A 17,910-nucleotide genomic window follows, 5' to 3' on the forward strand; every position below is an offset into this window, starting at 1 on the left:
GGATCCAGTTCAGGCTCGAAAGGTCCTACCATTAATAGGATCAGGTTTGGAAATTGCCGATACAGGTTGCAAAATGCGGTCACCAATTCAGCTATGCCCTTATCCCCCACCATCCTGCCTATAAAACAATAAACAAAATTATCTTCCCCAATCTGCAAAAATTGCCTATAGGTTTGTGTGGTTTCTGATCCATCAAAAAGACTAGGGTTAAAAAAACTGGTATCAATGCCCGATGTACTTCCTTCTCCAATTACTTTTAATTTGCCTTTCTTGCAAAACTTGTTTTTAAGGATGATCTGCATTATGCCCTTAGAATTTGGATACACTCCAGTAGCACAATAACAGGTAAGTTGCTCCATTTTAACCAGTATCCATTTGATTAAGCCTTTTCTTTCTAAAAGAGGCAAACCAGCTACAGTATGCAAGCGAACAGGTACACCTACAATTTTTGCCGCCATCATGCCTAAAAGACCAGCTTTTGGCGTATGTGTATGCACAATTGTGGGTTTTTCCATATGCATTAAAAATACCAGGTGGACAAGGGCCTTCAAATCTGTAAATGGCGTTATTTTCCTGGTCATGTGAACTTTACGTACATCTACAGCAGCTTCAATACCCACACGGTCCAACATATCGCCACCAGATGAAATGGCCAATACGTCAAAATGATTAGCCATAAACTTCAACTGATTTTTTAACAATACCAATAATGATATGGGGACCGTTGTGATTCTCATTAGTTTATGCTTCATTTGGCACGGTTTGCTCTGATTATAAATTTTGGCAATACATACATCAGCCCCAGTTTAAAAAAATGTATCCGGCTAATACTTGAACGGTTCTCTTTATATGCTCTGATTAAATATTTATAGGGAATTATTTTTGAAATACTCTTATTAAAATAAGCGGTATTGGCTAATGATTTCCAATAGATGGCCATAAAATTGGGTACAACTAGCTGTGGTTTGACCTGGGCAATGGCCTTCCCAATCTGGATGAGTTTCTGGTTAATTTCAGCGTCACTACAGTGATGAACGTAAATCATATGCTTAACCACATTAAAAGAGGCTTGGGCATTATATTTTTTAACCGTTTTTATAGGAAGTACCCGATATTGATAGAGTGGGTCTGCGATGGTGTGTATCTTTGCTCCATTGGCCAAAAACCTCAGCCAAAGCTCTCCATCCTGTGAATAATAGAATCGATTATCATAAAGACCGACCTCAATTAGCGTAGACTTTTTGATAAGTGCACTTCCATGATAAAATATGGCCTTTCTGTCCAATAGTGCTTGCTTGTGATCTTTAATGTCCGAAAAGCTCCTATTCTCACAAACCATATCTCCGTTCACATCAATAATGTAAGCGTTACTGCCAATAATATCTATGTCTTCATGCTTAAGTGCATAGTACAACTGGTTTTCAAAACGATCAGGCGTTGATCTATCATCTGCATCCTGCCGTGCGATATATAGGCCTTTAGCCATATGTATTCCCTTATTAAGAGACTTTGGAAGGCCAATGTTTACCATGTTTTTCAGAAAAACAATCCTGCTATCCTTATCGGCATAGTGCTGAATGATGTCAGCACTTCCATCACTTGATCCATCGTCTATAATGATAAACTCAAACGAAGAATAGGTTTGGCCCAAAATAGAATCTATAGCCTCGTTAAGATATTTTTCAGCATTATAGACTGACATTATTACAGAAATTAACATAGCCATTAGGTTTTAAATGATTAAATGAAATTTGGAGTACTATGTACATCGTCTTCATCGCCAATGAGGTGCCGATAGAAGTTATATTCGCGGGATATATTTTCATGCATATTACATTCTTTCAGCACCCATGAAAGAGCATTTTGTCCAATTATTGCTGCATAATTAGGGCTCTCCAAAATTTGGTTGATACGACTGTTCAATGCCGTTAAATCATTGTTTATCAAATTACCGGTTACCCCATCCACTATACATTCCCTTATGCCAGGTACATTTGTACCAATGCAAGGCAGGCCACAAGCCATGGCTTCCAATAAGCTTTTAGGGTTGCCTTCAAAACTTGAAATCAGAATATATACTTTGGAACGATTATAGTAGATGGGCAAGTCTTTATTATCAATCCTTTTTATCCAAGTGATGTTCCTTTTTAATGCCGAAATATCTTTTATTAAACCAGACATAGAGCCATCTCCTATAATCAATACCTTTAGTTCGGTCATTTGCAGAAAGGATATTAATAATGTTATGTTTTTAACTTTTTCCAATCTCCCCACAAATAATACATCTACATCCTTGGATATCTGCATTGGCCTAAACTGCTCCAGATCTATAGCATTACAACAGGCGTATATTTTTTCTGTTTTTATACCATAGGTATACCTAATAAAAGAACTTGCCTCTAGCGAAGTCACCAATATACAATCACAGATATGAAAGGTGACATATTCTAAAAAGCGAGAGGTCCTACTTATCTTTTTAAGGTGTGTATGATAATATCCCATTCTGATTACCAATGGAATACGAAAAATTATTTTTAACAATAAGCCAAAAAAGCCAGCTGTATATTGATTTGTTTTTGCTATCCTGCTTCTTCTAAATTTACCATAATAGAAAATGGGTGAGACTAGATTATAAAATAGATTTTGGGCCTTAAATGGAATCTTTTGCGGGATCCATTTAGGCATCTGCAACAGAATGATATCCTTATTCTTTATAAAGGCCTGTTCATTTCTGCCATAACTATAAATACACAATCTAAGACCAGTTTTGAGGCATAACTTTTTATAAATATCAAGCTCTCTAGATAGCAGTCCCGCCTTATGCCATTTTTCCAGGCTCATATTTGGTGTCATGATCAGTAGAAGTAAATCCTTCATATTTAAGTAATTTTATATCATGATAAACCTTACTCAAGATCCAAACCTGCCAATACCTCTTTCAGGTAACTTTTAGGGTTTCGTGGGGCCAAGTAATTTTCCAGCACAGTAGCGGCGCCCGTGGTTATATTGCCAAGTGCTGTTAAAAGTCCTTTATATAAATCTTGAACGTCGTTGGTTTTAACCTTAACAATAAGTGGGATCTCTGCTATCCCTCCCGCACATAAAGTACTTACAACATTGGGATTGACCGCCATCATTTGCAATAGCACATTTGGAAAACCTTCCATGATGGAGGGCACTACACAAAGTCTGGCGTATTTAAAGTAAGGATAAGGGTTTTCTTTATGTCCGAGCAACAATACGCTCTGTGCAATTCCCAACTGTTCTGCGAGCAGAATTAAATGATCATAAGATGGGCCCGAGCCTAATATCACCAACTTCATATAAGGTCTTTCAATGACCAACAGTGAAAAAGCCTCAATCAGCATTCCAAACCCCTTTATGGAAATTAACCGGCCTGCAGCACAGATATACTCATCCGTGATATGAGGTCTTTCCAAATCGGCATTATTCTTTGCCTTGACTAAATCTATTGGATTGGGTATAACCTTGACATTGGCAGACGACAAATATGAATTGTTCTTTAACAATTGTGCCGACATAAGTTCACTTTGGCAAATGATTCGACCCAAAGCTGGATACCCTAACCAATAAGCAAGCTTATAGCTTGCTCTCTTTATCCCCTTGTATCTCGTAAATATAGAGGTAGACTCTCTGGCAATTAAGGTTCCCTTTAGATAACCTATACGTCTTAAAACACCCAATACGGCATTCAAATAAGAGTGCGAACTAATAATGGTGAATTGTTTTCTGTATTTATATAAGCAAAAAGGAAGCAGTGCAAATGCACAGATCAATGGCAGAGTAGTCATATAGCTCACTTTTTTCACATCAATATCCTGTATCGAATTTGATCCGCTTCTTTTAAGAAACATCAAATGACAACCAGCCTCGGCAGCAATAAGTCTTAAACATTGCTCTGCACCCCCCATGTGATCAGAGAGCGAGATGACCAATAACCTATCTTTCATCCCAAAAAATAAACTATGAATGGACAAGTTCTTTTCTTTGTGCATAGTACATGGTGTACCAATCCACAAAATTTTTAACCCCTTCGGCAATACCAGTGCAAGGTTGGTACCCAAAGTCTTTTTTCATGGCCGTAATATCAGACCAGGTCATTTCAATATCACCATCCTGCATGGGTAAATATTCCTTCTTGGCTATAGTGCCAAGATTTTTTTCTATTTCATAAATGAACTCACTCAAAGCAATGGATAAGCCTTTGCCAATATTATAGATATGATAAGGTGGTTTGCCCTGTTGTTTATTTTCTTTCATTACAGACTTATAGGCTACTTTATTGATGATCTTCATTATTCCATTCACAATATCATCTACATAGGTAAAATCACGTTTCATTTGTCCTTGGTTAAATACCTGAATTGGTTTTCCTTCTACTATAGCCTTGGTAAAAAGAAACAAGGCCATATCTGGTCTACCCCATGGACCATATACAGTGAAAAACCTCATCCCCGTTGTACCCAAATCAAATAGATGGCTATAGGAATGTGCCATTAGTTCATTACATTTTTTTGTGGCCGCATATAGCGAAGCGGGTTGGTCCGTACTATCGATAGTAGAAAAAGGCATGTTTGTATTGAGACCATATACACTAGATGAACTTGCGTAGAACAAATGCTTTATCTTAAACTTTCGACTGGCTTCAAGCACGTTAAAAAACCCTTGCAAGTTTGCTCCAATATAAGCTTGTGGATCAGTTATGCTATATCTCACTCCGGCTTGGGCCGCCAAGTGGCAAACCCAATCGAAGCGTTTTTCATTGAACAGCGTAAAAATTTCATCTTGTGCCGTAAGATCTATTTTATAAAATTCCAGACCAGTATATTTTTGACTTTTAAGGCATCGATTTGCCATGACACTTTTCCGTTCTATACCCAATTCGGCAAGCCGATCATATTTTAGATCAACATCATAATAATCATTGATATTGTCGATACCGGTGACTTCATAATTAAAATTGAGCAATTGTCTGGTGAGGTGAAAGCCGATAAATCCGGCACAACCTGTAATTAAAATTTTCATCTGCGTATAATTTTAAAAGAATAGCTTTTGTCTTGGATGGTTTTACCACACCCTCGAAGCCAATAATGGATATTTGGTTCAGTTGAATAGAAATGCTTTCACATTTATGTAAATTGAGGCGCTTTTTCCGATGAGCTTTTTCAAGATCTTTTTTATGCCCACTGTTGAGGAAAAAAAAGATCTTTTACCATCAAATACGATCATATGATCTAGCATACTAATGTTATGCAGACCAATAGAATATGGTGCCTTGGGTTTTACTTCGAACAATACCTTGCTGGCAAAAGTGGTTTCAGAAAGCTCTATTACTTGATTGATCACTACCGATCCACCATAAACAAGCTCCATATTCTGTGTGGGCCTATAAAGCTGGTCCCCAACAATAAATAGGTTTCCGGCATTTCTGAAATTTTTATTATCCGTTTCTATGGGATTCTGTGCATGTGAAATAAACTCATTATCCAAGCTATCGGCATAATAGATGTAGAACACATTAGGTTTTCCACTTACACTTGTAAATAACCAGAATTTCTGTTTATAGAAAATAATTGAAGTATCTACATAACTTTTACCGTTTAGCAATACCCTCATTTTTTTTATTTTGCTCAGATCGTTCGCATCAATTTCATACAGGGCAACCTCTTTTGCCTGACCTGTTTCTGGTATACAATAAGTATGCTCCTGATCATCGAAAATGTAGGGATAGGAAAGGTGTATATCTTTTGGCTTAAAACCTTTTACTCTTTTTTTTGTAGAGAAGTCTAATCCACTTATTACATTGATTCTACCCTTGCTCAAAACATCCGTCAGTTCTTCATAATAAACATGAACTTCAGAACGGTGTACAAAAACAAATGGATCTGCTGCATAATCGGCTTTTGATTCTTTTAACCATACTACTTTATCATCAAGCTGCCTACGGGCAATAAAATCTTGGGCAGACTGATGTACATAGCCAATATTCCACTTATCAGTGTAAAATAATTTGTTTAAATAGTTTCTCATTTAGTTGATCTTATTTGGCATGGTTTAACCAATTGCTCAAAATGAGCATTGACCAGATTTGGCTACTGAAATTATTTCTATTTGCCAAGTGCTCATCAATCATGTATTTTACCTTTACAGGATTAATACCCGGTATATTTTTTAAGTTGGATGGGGTTAAAATATCCAGTACGTATTCTTTCAGTTCTGTTCTGAGCCATGATTTTATAGGGAGTGTAAATCCTGCTTTAGGTCTATTGAACAGCGAACTTGGCACATGGTCAAATAGCAAGTCTTTTAAAATCCTCTTTTTTCCGTGCAGGCTATCTATTTTAAATTTAGTGGGCAAGCTATTGGCAAATTCTATAATCCTGTAGTCCATTAGCGGTGCTCTTGCCTCCAGCATGAAACTCATAGTGGCCCGATCTACTTTGGTATTAATATCTTCATTAAGATAGGTCTTGATATCATAGTCGGATATTCGTTCAAGCAATGGTTTATGGTTAAGGTCCAATATAAAATTATGCTGTTGGCTTTCTTCTGGCCTTGGATCTAATAACCATGAACTATCCATTCCCGTACACAACCTAATATAAAGTTTTGCAATATCTGTTTCTATCAGGCCGTTGGCAATTAACCTGTGTTTATAATTTGGCGACAGGTTCATAAACCAAGACAATGCTTTTCTTAACACCAAAGGAAATCTATAAATCCATTGCGCCTTTTTCATCCAGCCATATCTATTATATCCCAAAAAGCCTTCATCTCCGCCATCGCCACTTAAAGCCACCGTCACATGTTCCTTTGTATATTTAGCAAGCAACATAAGGGGAATGGCACTCGGATCAGCAAAAGGTTCGTCATAGTAATGGCTATAGTTTTCGATCAGTTTTAAGCCATCCTGATAGTTACAGCTGATGGTATGATGGTCAGTTTCCAGGTATTGCGCTACTTTTTGTGCATAAGCACTTTCATCCAAACCTTTTTCTTCAAAGCTGATACAAAAAGTTTTCACATTAGACTGCTGTTTACAGGCCATGCTAGTAATCAGCGATGAATCTATACCTCCAGAAAGAAAAATTCCTAGTGGGACATCGGCATTAAGCCTAATTTTTAGCGAATCTTCGATCAGCTCGTATAAATAGCTTTTGGCCTCGCTATATGTGCCCGTAAATTTACTGGCCCAATCGTATTTTATATCCCAATACTTTTTAACTTCTAATGTTCCTGAAGGCAAATGATAACTAAAAGAATGTCCGGCATTTAATTTATGTATGTCCCTGTAAATACATAACGAATCGGGGATATAGTTCCAAAACAGATAAGCTTCAATTGCAGCTTGGTCTACCTGCATATTTTTCCCCAGTTTGATCTGTGAAGGCTGACTGGCAAACTCAAATCCATTATGATGATGGTAATAGAATGGTTTTTTGCCTAGGCGGTCCCTTGCCCCGAACAGTTTCTTTCCCTGCAAGTCATGTATCACAAAAGCAAACATTCCATTAAAATGAACAACGCATTGTTCTCCATAGGCTAAATAGGCCGCACAGATTACCTCTGTATCCGAACTTGTGGCAAACGCATATCCCAAACCTATAAGGGTATTTCTTATCGCTATATAATTGTATATCTCTCCATTGAACACAATTTTCAAATGCCTATAAGTATAAGGCTGATTAGAACGGGGATCTAGATCTATGATGGCCAATCGGTTATGTCCCAAAACCACCCCATCGTTTCTTTCGAAACCTGAAAAATCTGGTCCGCGAAATTCAACACGTTTGAGTTTAGCAGCAACGAGGGCATCATCATAATAAATAGAGGATCCATATATTCCACACATCGTTTTTATGTTGAGAAAATGAGTTAATAAAAGTGAAGTTTTATCCAATCAATGCTTGGTAGGAATTGGCTATCTTCTTTAAGGCATAACGATGCTGAATGTCTTTGATCATTGCCGTATGATCCCATTGACTCAAACATGCCTGCTGTAAACGTTTGGCAAATGCCAATTCGTTGTTCTGCTCTACCACGTACCCATTAAAACCAGATATAATCAGATCGCTAAGGCCGCCAACCTTATAGGCCACCACTGGCGTACCGTGCGATATTGCTTCCAGTAACGCATTTGGAAAGCCCTCTGTCAATGAAGTCAGCACACATACATCATGAGAGATCAAAAGCTGTTCTACATAATCTACCTCGCCCAACATCATCACCCTTGGCCCAATACCTAGTTTTTCTATTTGCTGGGTCAGTTCTTTTCTACAAGGCCCATCTCCAGCAATGGTTAAATAAAAATGCATTGGGAGCTTGGCCATAATGTCCAACAGCCGAAAATGCGCTTTTTCTGGTGCCAGTCTTGCCACGATCAAAATCTTATATATGCCATCTGTATATTTTACCCTTTTGTCTGGAAAATATTCCAGTACGGGATTAGGTATGATGATCAGTTTTCTAGCTGGCAACCTAATCTTTTTTAAAAAGGATATTTTCATCTCTACGGATTGGCATACCACGTGATCAAATACCCGATAAAAAACACTCATTAACAAACCCCATAAACCTATATGGTTTCCTTTTATATTGGCCATTTCTTCATATACATTCGACTCTCGGGCAATTTTATATGGTATATATATAATTATGGAAACCAGCGCTACCAAAATATTAATGTGTGCACCTGTGGAAAATACAGCATATGGTTTCTCCTTTTTAACTAATCTGTAGAAACTCGAAAATGATCTTGAAGCCTTTACTGTCTTTAGGTCAACTACGGTTACCTGATCTAAAACTATGGAAAAAGCAGTTTTGTCTGACCCGAGGTGCACAATAAAAACTTCATACAACTCCTTATCGAAACCTTGTGCCAACAACCAAAAAACCCGCTCTGAGCCACCAGCACCAAGTGAACTGACCACAAAGAAAACTTTCTTCTTCATCTTTACCGAAATGTCAATTGATCACCTACTTTTTCTTCCTTTTTAATGAGATCAGCTACCGCATGGGTATATAAATTGGCCCCATCGACATTCAAATGGGAAACATCTGCAAAATAGGCCGCTTTTGTAAATTCGACATTATTTGTAAAATCATTAAATTCAACCTGATAGTCTTTACATATGGCCTTGATTTTTTTAACCGACATTGTCATTGGCGCTGCTGAGAGATAACGGGGAGAAACAAATACATATAATTTAATTCCATTCTTTCTGCAAGTCGAGATGATCATTTTAAAAGCGTTTATATAATCGTCATCAAGTTTTTCTACTTCTGCATTTTTCACTTTGTTATTTAACTTACTGACATCCATTTTTTGAATGATCGGTTTAAAACCCGCAATGTCGCCACTTGATATCCCAGGCAGAAGGTTGTGTTGAATGATGGAGAATACCTGTCCATTATACCGATAAGTCTGTAGTTGACCTTTCAGCAGTTCAAACGGACTTTTTTTAAGCAGAAAACTGTCGATCAACCTTGAATCGCTCAAATAAGGCAATAGACAAGAAAGATTATCTCTTTTTCTCGCATCGAAATTGAGATCCCTATTGTTCATATCAAGAATAAGCACCTTAGGTCGATGTTGCGCTAGCGACAATTTGAACATAGCTGCATAATAAAGAATACCTTGTCCATCACGGCCACCATTGTAACAGCTTAAGCCAAGTGATTGGGCAATGAGTGCCGGGTTATAATGATGCGAGGCCCTAGAGCTTCCCAAGATCAATACATCTTCCTTTAGCTGGTAAACCAAATGGTTTGCAATGGAATATTCGCCGGTAGTTTCTCGCTTAAAGAAAGTATGCAGTAGCTTGCCTACAAGCTGATCAAGAGTTATCACGATCAGTAATAGACATATACCTTTAATAAAGAAAATCTTTATGGCCCTGTTTCGATTTACCATAACCATGATTTAAAATTGAAAATATATGAATTGGCTACCATCAAAAACACCAAAAAGCAGAATGGTAAAAATGAGCACTACATAAGTAAACATGCGCACTGAAAATCGATTAGAGTGCAGAAAAGCTATAGACGGAATCCCATATTCTTGTTTAAATTCATATAAAAACAAGGCTGTTAATACCATAATTGAATAGAGAAAATAATTAGGTTCACCAATAAAAAAGCCTGGTCTATACCAAAATATACGCTGTAAAACACCCAAGGCCTGGCTCATATTATCTGCCCGAAAAAATACCCAGGCTATAGATACCAGCACAAATGTGGTCAGCATATTCAAATAATTGGCCAAGCTAACATGCTTGGCTAAAAAAGAACCAACTGGCCCCTTCGGAAGATCTTTCTTATAAAGCCCCACCACCAGGTATAGCCCATGCAAAGCTCCCCATACTATAAATGTCCAATTTGCTCCATGCCAAAAGCCACTTAAAATAAACACCACAAACAAATTAAAGAACCATTTATGCTTAGCCACCCTATTACCGCCCAGTGGGATATAGACATAATCTCTAAACCAGGTAGACAATGAAATATGCCATTTCCCCCAAAATTCGCTAATGGTCTTTGAAAAATAGGGCCTTTTAAAATTCTCCATCAGGTTAAATCCCATTACTCTTGCTGCTCCAATGGCTATATCAGAATAACCAGAAAAATCGCAGTATATCTGCGCAGAAAAGAAAATTGTGGCCAAAATCAGGGTTAAACTGCCATGTTGTTCATAGTTGCCATAAACTGTATCTACATATACAGATAACCGATCTGCCACCACTACTTTCTTAAATAGACCCACCAAAATTCTCTTTAAGCCCTCACTTACCGCAATAGGGTCAAAAACCTGTTTCTTATAAAACTGCGGGATCATGTTCTGAGGCCGTTCTATAGGACCTGCCACCAATTGTGGAAAGAACATCACATATAATGCATAGATACCAAATCTTTTTTCGGCCTTCTGTCTTCCTCTATATACCTCTATAGTATAACTCATGGCCTGAAACGTATGGAAAGAAAGACCAATAGGTAGCAGTATCGATAAACTGGGAATATGGTTTTGGTAACCTGCCCAAGTTAGGATGCCAGACAAATTATCATTAAGAAAATTAAAGTATTTAAAAACTGCCAATACACCAATGTTGGCAACAATACTCAACCACAAGAGCCTTTTTTTTGTTTTCGGATGGGTTGTCCGTTCAATATAAATCCCTGCAAAATAATCGACAATAATGGTAACAAACAGAATGAGTATATATATCGCCTTAAAGAACATGTAGAAAAAACAGCTACATGCCAACAACCAAAACCACCTGTATTTATGTGGCAACAGAAAATAAATGGCTGTGACCACTGGAAAAAATAACAGGAAATGTATCGAATTAAATAACATCTTAAATGAATTTATAAAAGATTGTTAATGAAGGTAGGCAGCGCTAAACAGCATAATTTGTCGTTTGGCCCTTTTCATTAATGCCAAGAGCCCCAATGCCAAAAGTAAAGTGCGAGGCCAGTAATCATTTTCAAGGATCAGTTCACCTCCAAAGCCATCCTTAAAAACATTAATCCTATGTAGATCAACCTCTTTCGTTCCAAAAGCATACCCTCCCATATCGTAAGTAGCAAAACCCTGCGCTTTAAACAGCAACATATCTTCCGCATGTAATAATCTATTTGCTCTGCCCACCAATGCCCGTTTACTAGCTCCAGACACCTCATTTCTATATTGTGAGGCTGAATACAACAGCCTCACTCGTTTGTCAGATAAATCAAGAATATAAGCATGCATAACCAAATCCTCATTTTCTGCTGTTGCCTTGGTCATCATTAAGTGTTCTCCATAATGCAGTATATGATTACCTAGTTGATGAAGGCCTTTGGTTTGGGCAAAAGTGTTATAAAATTTTACGAACCTATAAATATCCAATTCTACACCGGTAACAATGCCATCTTTTCTCGCTCTTCTGATTTCGTATGCCGTATCCTTATTAAATCCTTTACATATTTCTTCTTCACTTGCCCATAAGTTGATCAACTTGGTATAAAATTCTGATCTTTTGTAACCAAATATGTTATGCTGAGCCGTACTTTGCTTATACAGAGTAGAAAAACACTTTAGCTTGCTTGGTTTTGGCTCAAACCAGATCACCTGTCTATCCAAGAAAGGAAATAATTTCTTTTTCAAAACGATCATGGCTCTTGCTTTAATTTAATTTCATTCAGCTGTAATATGCAGAAGAATAAAAATACCGTTGGGCCATTTGCATTGATCAACCATGCATTATGAAAAAGAGAGTTCATAGATAGCGCCAAGAAAGCAAAGCATAAACTGGCCGATAATGCAAAATCAATATTTCTTATATTTAAAATGGCAGTCCTAAAAACCAAGATTAAACGACGATATATCGCTATTAGGAAGAATAATCCCACTATAGGCCCTAAATAGGTAAAGAACATAAGGTAACCATTGTGAGAAGTTAAGCCACCCTGATAGGTAGGATTGTGCTGAGATACCTCAGACCATTTCCTATTATAGAATACCAAGCCAAAAGGATAATCACTATAAATTTTGATATTTTCCGTAATGAGACCAGCCCTATTTTCGCCCATCTCTGCATTTTGTTCCGCTTTGTTTAAAATATTGTATTGTGTAGAGGTATTGTAACTAGAAGTTATGCTGAAAAAAATAAAACAACAAGCTCCTATACCCACCAATATTGGTATGGCCTTTAACCTGAAGTAGATGATAATCGATAATACAACATTGATCCCAAAAACGATCAGGGCTGAGCGCTGCATACCATAAAATATGGGCACCAAACAAATCAAAAATACCATGCCTACCAACACAAAATGTTTCCTTTTAAATATCGTGTACAAAAACACAAAGGTTGAAAAAGCAGCCACCTGGTAACCGAAAGTAAATATATTGGTAGAAATTCCAGAGGGGCTTTGTACTACTTGCGAACCTATCAGTTTTTCTCTCAGCAAGACGATGGTACTTGGTGCCAAATGATCGGCACACATGACCAAAACGGACAAAGCCAGGAAGGAAAAGAAAATCATCACAGATAGGTTTAGCCTTCTTCTGCTCTGCCCAACAAAAAAATTAAAGTAAAAGGCACAACAAGCAAATATGGAAAAATTGACTACTAGAGGTTTGAGCTCACTTTGTCCTATGGCATAATAAAAGAAATTGGCCAAGAACAAAAACCACAATTCCCAACTAAAAATAAAAGTTTTACTTCGTGGTTCACGAAATACAAGCGCAAGCAAGATCCCAATAAAAACCGCGGGGAACTTAAAATACTGGTTCAAGAATATATCGAATGTTAATACATATATGTATAATAACATTAACACGAATATGATAGCTTTCCTTAACACGATAATATAGATTTAAGGTAAATAGATTAACCAGCTTTAAGGGCAACAGCTCTTCGGCTTATCAGTAAAGTATATAGCTTAAGCTGCTCTGGCAGTTTTTGTACATGCCCCAACAGAAAATAAAATACCAGACCTAATGCTACAGCTGTGATGATTATTAAATAGGAATTGACAATTATCAATTTCAAGAGTACAATCACAACGCCCATCAGTACCGCATTGAAGCAGATGGTGAGCAATCTTCCATAATTAGCAATGGGAATACTGGTAAAGTATTGGTTTATCAGGAATGAAATTATAGAATTGACCACAATACCAAACATTAGTGCAATAATACCAAACCTATAAAACACCAGAATGTTAATGAGTATCAGTAGTTTTTTGACCAGTTCTAATTTCAATATCAATTTTGTCCTGCCCTCTACTTTTAACAAACTTCCACTGGTGGTTTCCAAAATCTGGAAGATTCCAGAAAAACTCAAAATACTGAGCAGTTGTGCTGTAAAAAGCCATTTACTACCCAAAAGTACTAGCACTATATCTTTAGACAACAATGCAATCATGATAATTAACGGCGATGAGATGAATATCAATAAGGTGATAATATTACGGTAATTGGCCGCCAGCTCGCTTCTATTGTTTTGGTCGCGTACCAAGATAGGGTAGGTTACAGAATCTACCACCTGAGATATCGATAAGATTGGTATTTCATAAAGACGCTTGGCCTGATAGTAAAAGCCTGCATAAACAATAGAAAAGTACTTACCTATAAGTGGTTGATAAAGATTGGCAAAACCTATATTCAATAATGCGGTCAAGAGTAGGCTAAATCCAAATGAAAACAACTCCTTAAAGGAGGTTATTGAAAAATTTAAGCTTGGAAACCATTTAGCATAAAAGCATAAAAATATAGTATTCATTAAGCATTGTGTAAGCTGAAGTACCAATAAAGACCATATTCCATATCCATTAAATGCACAAATCATAGCAAAAACAGTACTGATAACCGAAGCTAATAATGATGATCTGGTTACATACTTAAATAATAAGGACTTGATCAATAAAACTTTTTGGACTAGCCCAAATGCATTTATAAAGATGGAAATACCCAGTATTCTAGAAAGTATAACCAATGATTGGTCCTTGTAATATCTCGCTATAAAAGGGGCAGCAAAAAAGAGCATAAGATAACAGCAAATGGCTACTGCTACATTAAAGTAGAAAAAGGTCGAACTATCCTCTTTGGTCATGTGCTGCTTTCTGATCAATCCGCCTCCCATACCGCTATCGACCAATGCCCCTGCAATGGCCAAAAAAATATAGAGAATCCCAATCAGCCCGAAATCTTTGGGACTTAAGAGCCTAGCAAGCACCAGCATATTTACAAGTAGAATAAGCTGTGCGCCAAACTTGTCCAGCAATGCCCATTTAACGGCATGAATACCTTCCAATCGTTGTGCCAAATCCATTTTAATAGTCTCTAAACCTGAACATCCTGATAGAGATTAGCCTGTTTGGCATACCATTGAATAGCTTCTTTCAATCCTTCCTTAACCGAAAATCTAGGTTCGTAATCCAAAAGTGTTTCGGCCTTTTTTATAGAGGCCAATGAGTGTGGGATATCGCCAGCCCGAACAGCGCCGAACCGCACCTGAACTTTTTCTACATCCTGATCAAGGTCTATAAGGTATTCTTTCAAATGATGCACCAACTGACCAATGGTAATACGTTTGCCACAAGCCACATTAAATACTTGATTAATGGCCGCTGGATTTTCCGTAAAAACAGACCTGATATTCATTTGAACCACATTATCAATGTAAGTAAAATCACGAGACGCCCTTCCATCGCCATTAATAACGGGGCTCTGATGCTGAATAAATGCCTTAATAAACTTGGGAATTACTGCCGCATAAGCCCCATTAGGAGCCTGTCTCTGTCCAAACACATTGAAATACCTTAAACCAATAAGCTCCATGCCATATAGCTTTGCAAATACATCGGCGTACAATTCGTTGACCAACTTGGTTACGGCATAGGGAGATAATGGCCTTCCAATCAGCTCTTCCATTTTGGGCATTGCCGTACTATCTCCGTAGGTTGACGAGGAGGCTGCGTAAATAATTCTTTTTACATTAGCTTCGCGTGCGGCAATGACCATATTCAAAAAACCTGAAATATTAACTTCATTACTGGTAAAAGGATCATTTATAGATCTTGGAACAGAACCTAATGCAGCTTGATGCAACACATAGGTTATCCCCTCTACCGCTTTTTGACATGTCTGTCGATCTCGAATATCCCCCCTGATGAGTTCAAAATTCTTATGCTTAAAAAATGGCTCAATGTTATTGCTGAAACCTGTTGAGAAATTATCTAGTACCCTCACTTTTCCAGCTTCATATTTTAATAGATACTCTACTAAATTCGAGCCGATAAAGCCTGCTCCACCTGTAACCAGAAAGCTGTGCTTAGATAAATCTGTGGGCCCATGGTAGGAAACATCATACATCATAATCTTTGCTGTTTAAATCTTTTTTCATTGTTATAACCTAGCACTTACCGCTTCATTTGGCAGTACAGATTTTATGTCATACACTATGGTATGTGGCATGCGTAGCGAGGCAAGATCAAAATCTTGGAAAGCCTGATGGGCAACAGCCAATAATATGGCATCATATTTTCTTTCCTTTGCCTCTCCGTTTTGGCACACTACCCCATACTCTTTCTTAACTTTTTCAGGATCAGCCCAAGGATCATGTATGCACACATTAATTTTAAAGCTTTCCAAACGCCTTACAATATCGATCACCTTAGTATTTCTTACATCAGGACAGTTCTCCTTGAACGTAAAGCCCAAGATCAACACCTTACTGTTTAGAATAATGATCCCTTTCATCAGCATCAGCCTGACCAATTCATCGGCTACATAAGCACCCATCCCGTCATTAAGCCTTCTGCCCGCCAAAATAATTTCTGGATGATAACCTACTTCCTGTGCCTTTTGGGCCAAATAATAGGGATCTACCCCAATACAATGTCCACCAACCAGGCCTGGCTGGAATTTCATAAAATTCCATTTTGTTCCTGCAGCCTCTAGTACATCACTGGTGTTAATTCCCAAGAGGTTAAATATTTTGGCAAGCTCGTTAACAAAGGCAATATTGATGTCCCTTTGGGAATTTTCGATCACTTTTGCAGCTTCTGCCACCCTTATAGACGAAGCCTTAAATGTTCCAGCCACAATAACAGAATGGTATAATTCGTCGATAATGGTGGCTGCTTTTGGTGTAGATCCGGAAGTAACCTTTTTGATATGGACTACTGTGTGCTCCCGATCTCCCGGGTTGATCCTCTCGGGGGAATAACCCGCAAAAAAATCGATATTGAACCTCAATCCAGATTCTATTTCCAAAATTGGTACACACTCATCTTCGGTAACACCCGGATAAACGGTCGATTCATAAATGACTATATCTCCTTTTTTAAGCACTTCGCCTACCAATTTACTCGCTTTGAGCAAAGGTGTTAGGTCTGGCCTATTGTTACGATCTACGGGTGTAGGTACCGTTATAATATAAATAGAACAGTTGGCAATATGCTGGATTTCATTGGTACAGAAAAGTCCTTTTAGGGTGGTACAATCTTTTGTAAGCACTGTCTTCAGCTCTGCCGTACTGATCTCATTGGTATGATCCACAGCTTCTTTAATCTCAGCTATACGGTCATGATTGATGTCAAATCCAAAAACCTTATATTTCTTGGAAAAGGCTACAGCGAGAGGAAGCCCAACATAACCAAGGCCAATAATGGCGATTTTTGGGAGTTCATTTATTTCAATTTTCATCATTTGATGCTTAGGTGGTAAGTATGGTATTATTGATGGCAACCTTGGTAACGATTACACAGCCAAGGTACTCTAGCAACATCATTACATTTTTTCCCTGCACCTGTAAAACCTCTCCTTTATAGTTTGTTAGTGCTCCCGATTTGATCAATACTTTATCTCCAGGTGCCAATTGGCTTACATTAAGTACTTCTATATCTTGGCAATGTTCGGTAAAGTATCTAATTCTTTCTATTTCCTCTTCTCTAATCATGGCAGGCCTGCCCTGGAAATAGACAAAATTGATCACACCTAGCGTTTGCCTAATCTGTATTTCCTCTTTTAAGTTGCAGTTAACAAATACATAAGAGTTGAACAGCGGTACTTCTACCATCTTTTTTCTATCGGCCCAAACATGATACTCTTTTTTAACCGGACAGTAAGAGTCTATTTCTCCAGTTTGTAATAATGCATCAACTTTCTTTTCCCACCTTGGGCGGGTATAAATTACTTTCCAACGGCGTTGGAGCAATTCTTTTTTAATTGACAGTTCTTTCATGTTTATTTATTTTGAGAAACATTATTTAAGCAAGCAAAGCCTGGCCAAATGCAATCGCTCTATGCCTATTATTTTTAGACCAATCACAAAGCTTCGCTATCTCAGTTACATCAACTAAGTGGGTTATTCATTAAAAATTTTTAAGAGGGTATTAAGT

16 protein-coding genes are annotated in these 17,910 nt (G+C 37.6%); all 16 read right to left on the reverse strand.

Translation table 11 applies throughout. From position 1 onward, the window contains the following. The coding region (locus tag JHD79_RS04275; RefSeq protein WP_233164559.1) for a glycosyltransferase at positions 1 to 737 on the reverse strand (737 nt) is incomplete at its 3' end. An 11-nt stretch (positions 738 to 748) separates the two neighbouring features. Next, complete coding sequence (locus tag JHD79_RS04280; RefSeq protein WP_199117969.1) at positions 749 to 1,702, reverse strand: glycosyltransferase; 954 nt, start codon at positions 1,700 to 1,702, stop codon at positions 749 to 751. Positions 1,703 to 1,740: 38 nt separating this feature from the next. Next, positions 1,741 to 2,877 (reverse strand): glycosyltransferase family 4 protein, encoded by a 1,137-nt coding sequence (locus JHD79_RS04285; RefSeq protein WP_199117970.1) that lies wholly within the window; start codon positions 2,875 to 2,877, stop codon positions 1,741 to 1,743. A gap of 29 nt (positions 2,878 to 2,906) precedes the next feature. Further along, positions 2,907 to 3,971 carry a glycosyltransferase gene (locus JHD79_RS04290; RefSeq protein ID WP_199117971.1) on the reverse strand — a complete coding sequence of 355 codons (1,065 nt, stop codon included), beginning with the start codon at positions 3,969 to 3,971 and terminating at the stop codon, positions 2,907 to 2,909. A gap of 13 nt (positions 3,972 to 3,984) precedes the next feature. Further along, positions 3,985 to 5,046: an NAD-dependent epimerase/dehydratase family protein gene (locus tag JHD79_RS04295; RefSeq protein WP_199117972.1), complete on the reverse strand. Its 1,062-nt coding sequence runs from the start codon at positions 5,044 to 5,046 to the stop codon at positions 3,985 to 3,987. Positions 5,047 to 5,124: 78 nt separating this feature from the next. Beyond that, complete coding sequence (locus JHD79_RS04300) at positions 5,125 to 6,051, reverse strand: hypothetical protein (protein ID WP_199117973.1); 927 nt, start codon at positions 6,049 to 6,051, stop codon at positions 5,125 to 5,127. A gap of 10 nt (positions 6,052 to 6,061) precedes the next feature. Beyond that, the gene (asnB, locus tag JHD79_RS04305) at positions 6,062 to 7,873 is read right to left on the reverse strand and encodes an asparagine synthase (glutamine-hydrolyzing) (RefSeq protein WP_199117974.1); all 1,812 of its coding nucleotides are present in this window, start codon (positions 7,871 to 7,873) and stop codon (positions 6,062 to 6,064) included. Positions 7,874 to 7,913: 40 nt separating this feature from the next. Continuing rightward, positions 7,914 to 8,972, reverse strand: a complete 1,059-nt coding sequence (locus tag JHD79_RS04310) for a glycosyltransferase (RefSeq protein ID WP_199117975.1) — start codon at positions 8,970 to 8,972, stop codon at positions 7,914 to 7,916. 2 nt (positions 8,973 to 8,974) lie between these two features. Continuing rightward, complete coding sequence (locus JHD79_RS04315) at positions 8,975 to 9,934, reverse strand: hypothetical protein (RefSeq protein ID WP_199117976.1); 960 nt, start codon at positions 9,932 to 9,934, stop codon at positions 8,975 to 8,977. Between the two features lie 9 nt (positions 9,935 to 9,943). Then, positions 9,944 to 11,374 carry an MBOAT family protein gene (locus tag JHD79_RS04320; RefSeq protein WP_199117977.1) on the reverse strand — a complete coding sequence of 477 codons (1,431 nt, stop codon included), beginning with the start codon at positions 11,372 to 11,374 and terminating at the stop codon, positions 9,944 to 9,946. Positions 11,375 to 11,398: 24 nt separating this feature from the next. Beyond that, positions 11,399 to 12,175: a hypothetical protein gene (locus JHD79_RS04325; protein ID WP_199117978.1), complete on the reverse strand. Its 777-nt coding sequence runs from the start codon at positions 12,173 to 12,175 to the stop codon at positions 11,399 to 11,401. After that, positions 12,172 to 13,047 carry an O-antigen ligase gene (locus JHD79_RS04330; protein ID WP_199117979.1) on the reverse strand — a complete coding sequence of 292 codons (876 nt, stop codon included), beginning with the start codon at positions 13,045 to 13,047 and terminating at the stop codon, positions 12,172 to 12,174. The genes JHD79_RS04325 and JHD79_RS04330 overlap by 4 nt, the downstream gene beginning before the upstream one ends. A gap of 347 nt (positions 13,048 to 13,394) precedes the next feature. Further along, on the reverse strand, positions 13,395 to 14,837 hold the full coding sequence (locus tag JHD79_RS04335) for a lipopolysaccharide biosynthesis protein (protein ID WP_199117980.1): 1,443 nt from the start codon (positions 14,835 to 14,837) through the stop codon (positions 13,395 to 13,397). A gap of 11 nt (positions 14,838 to 14,848) precedes the next feature. After that, positions 14,849 to 15,883 carry an SDR family oxidoreductase gene (locus tag JHD79_RS04340; protein ID WP_199117981.1) on the reverse strand — a complete coding sequence of 345 codons (1,035 nt, stop codon included), beginning with the start codon at positions 15,881 to 15,883 and terminating at the stop codon, positions 14,849 to 14,851. 30 nt (positions 15,884 to 15,913) lie between these two features. Then, positions 15,914 to 17,218: a nucleotide sugar dehydrogenase gene (locus tag JHD79_RS04345; protein WP_304622298.1), complete on the reverse strand. Its 1,305-nt coding sequence runs from the start codon at positions 17,216 to 17,218 to the stop codon at positions 15,914 to 15,916. Positions 17,219 to 17,225: 7 nt separating this feature from the next. Beyond that, entirely contained in the window at positions 17,226 to 17,753 is a 528-nt protein-coding gene (locus JHD79_RS04350) for a UpxY family transcription antiterminator (protein WP_199117982.1), read from the reverse strand. Positions 17,754 to 17,910: the final 157 nt, after the last annotated feature.

The organism is Pedobacter sp. ASV28, from assembly GCF_016428855.1.
Classification (GTDB): Bacteria; Bacteroidota; Bacteroidia; order Sphingobacteriales; family Sphingobacteriaceae; genus Pedobacter.

Bases quoted from the DNA above. Each gene is read 5' to 3' on its own strand.
- JHD79_RS04280 (WP_199117969.1), bottom strand. From the start codon at position 1,702: ATGTCAGTCTATAATGCTGAAAAATATCTTAACGAGGCTATAGATTCT.
- JHD79_RS04285 (WP_199117970.1), bottom strand. From the start codon at position 2,877: ATGAAGGATTTACTTCTACTGATCATGACACCAAATATGAGCCTGGAA.
- JHD79_RS04290 (WP_199117971.1), bottom strand. From the start codon at position 3,971: ATGAAAGATAGGTTATTGGTCATCTCGCTCTCTGATCACATGGGGGGT.
- JHD79_RS04295 (WP_199117972.1), bottom strand. From the start codon at position 5,046: ATGAAAATTTTAATTACAGGTTGTGCCGGATTTATCGGCTTTCACCTC.
- JHD79_RS04300 (WP_199117973.1), bottom strand. From the start codon at position 6,051: ATGAGAAACTATTTAAACAAATTATTTTACACTGATAAGTGGAATATT.
- asnB (WP_199117974.1), bottom strand. From the start codon at position 7,873: ATGTGTGGAATATATGGATCCTCTATTTATTATGATGATGCCCTCGTT.
- JHD79_RS04310 (WP_199117975.1), bottom strand. From the start codon at position 8,972: ATGAAGAAGAAAGTTTTCTTTGTGGTCAGTTCACTTGGTGCTGGTGGC.
- JHD79_RS04315 (WP_199117976.1), bottom strand. From the start codon at position 9,934: ATGGTAAATCGAAACAGGGCCATAAAGATTTTCTTTATTAAAGGTATA.
- JHD79_RS04320 (WP_199117977.1), bottom strand. From the start codon at position 11,374: ATGTTATTTAATTCGATACATTTCCTGTTATTTTTTCCAGTGGTCACA.
- JHD79_RS04325 (WP_199117978.1), bottom strand. From the start codon at position 12,175: ATGATCGTTTTGAAAAAGAAATTATTTCCTTTCTTGGATAGACAGGTG.
- JHD79_RS04330 (WP_199117979.1), bottom strand. From the start codon at position 13,047: ATGATTTTCTTTTCCTTCCTGGCTTTGTCCGTTTTGGTCATGTGTGCC.
- JHD79_RS04335 (WP_199117980.1), bottom strand. From the start codon at position 14,837: ATGGATTTGGCACAACGATTGGAAGGTATTCATGCCGTTAAATGGGCA.
- JHD79_RS04340 (WP_199117981.1), bottom strand. From the start codon at position 15,883: ATGATGTATGATGTTTCCTACCATGGGCCCACAGATTTATCTAAGCAC.
- JHD79_RS04345 (WP_304622298.1), bottom strand. From the start codon at position 17,218: ATGATGAAAATTGAAATAAATGAACTCCCAAAAATCGCCATTATTGGC.
- JHD79_RS04350 (WP_199117982.1), bottom strand. From the start codon at position 17,753: ATGAAAGAACTGTCAATTAAAAAAGAATTGCTCCAACGCCGTTGGAAA.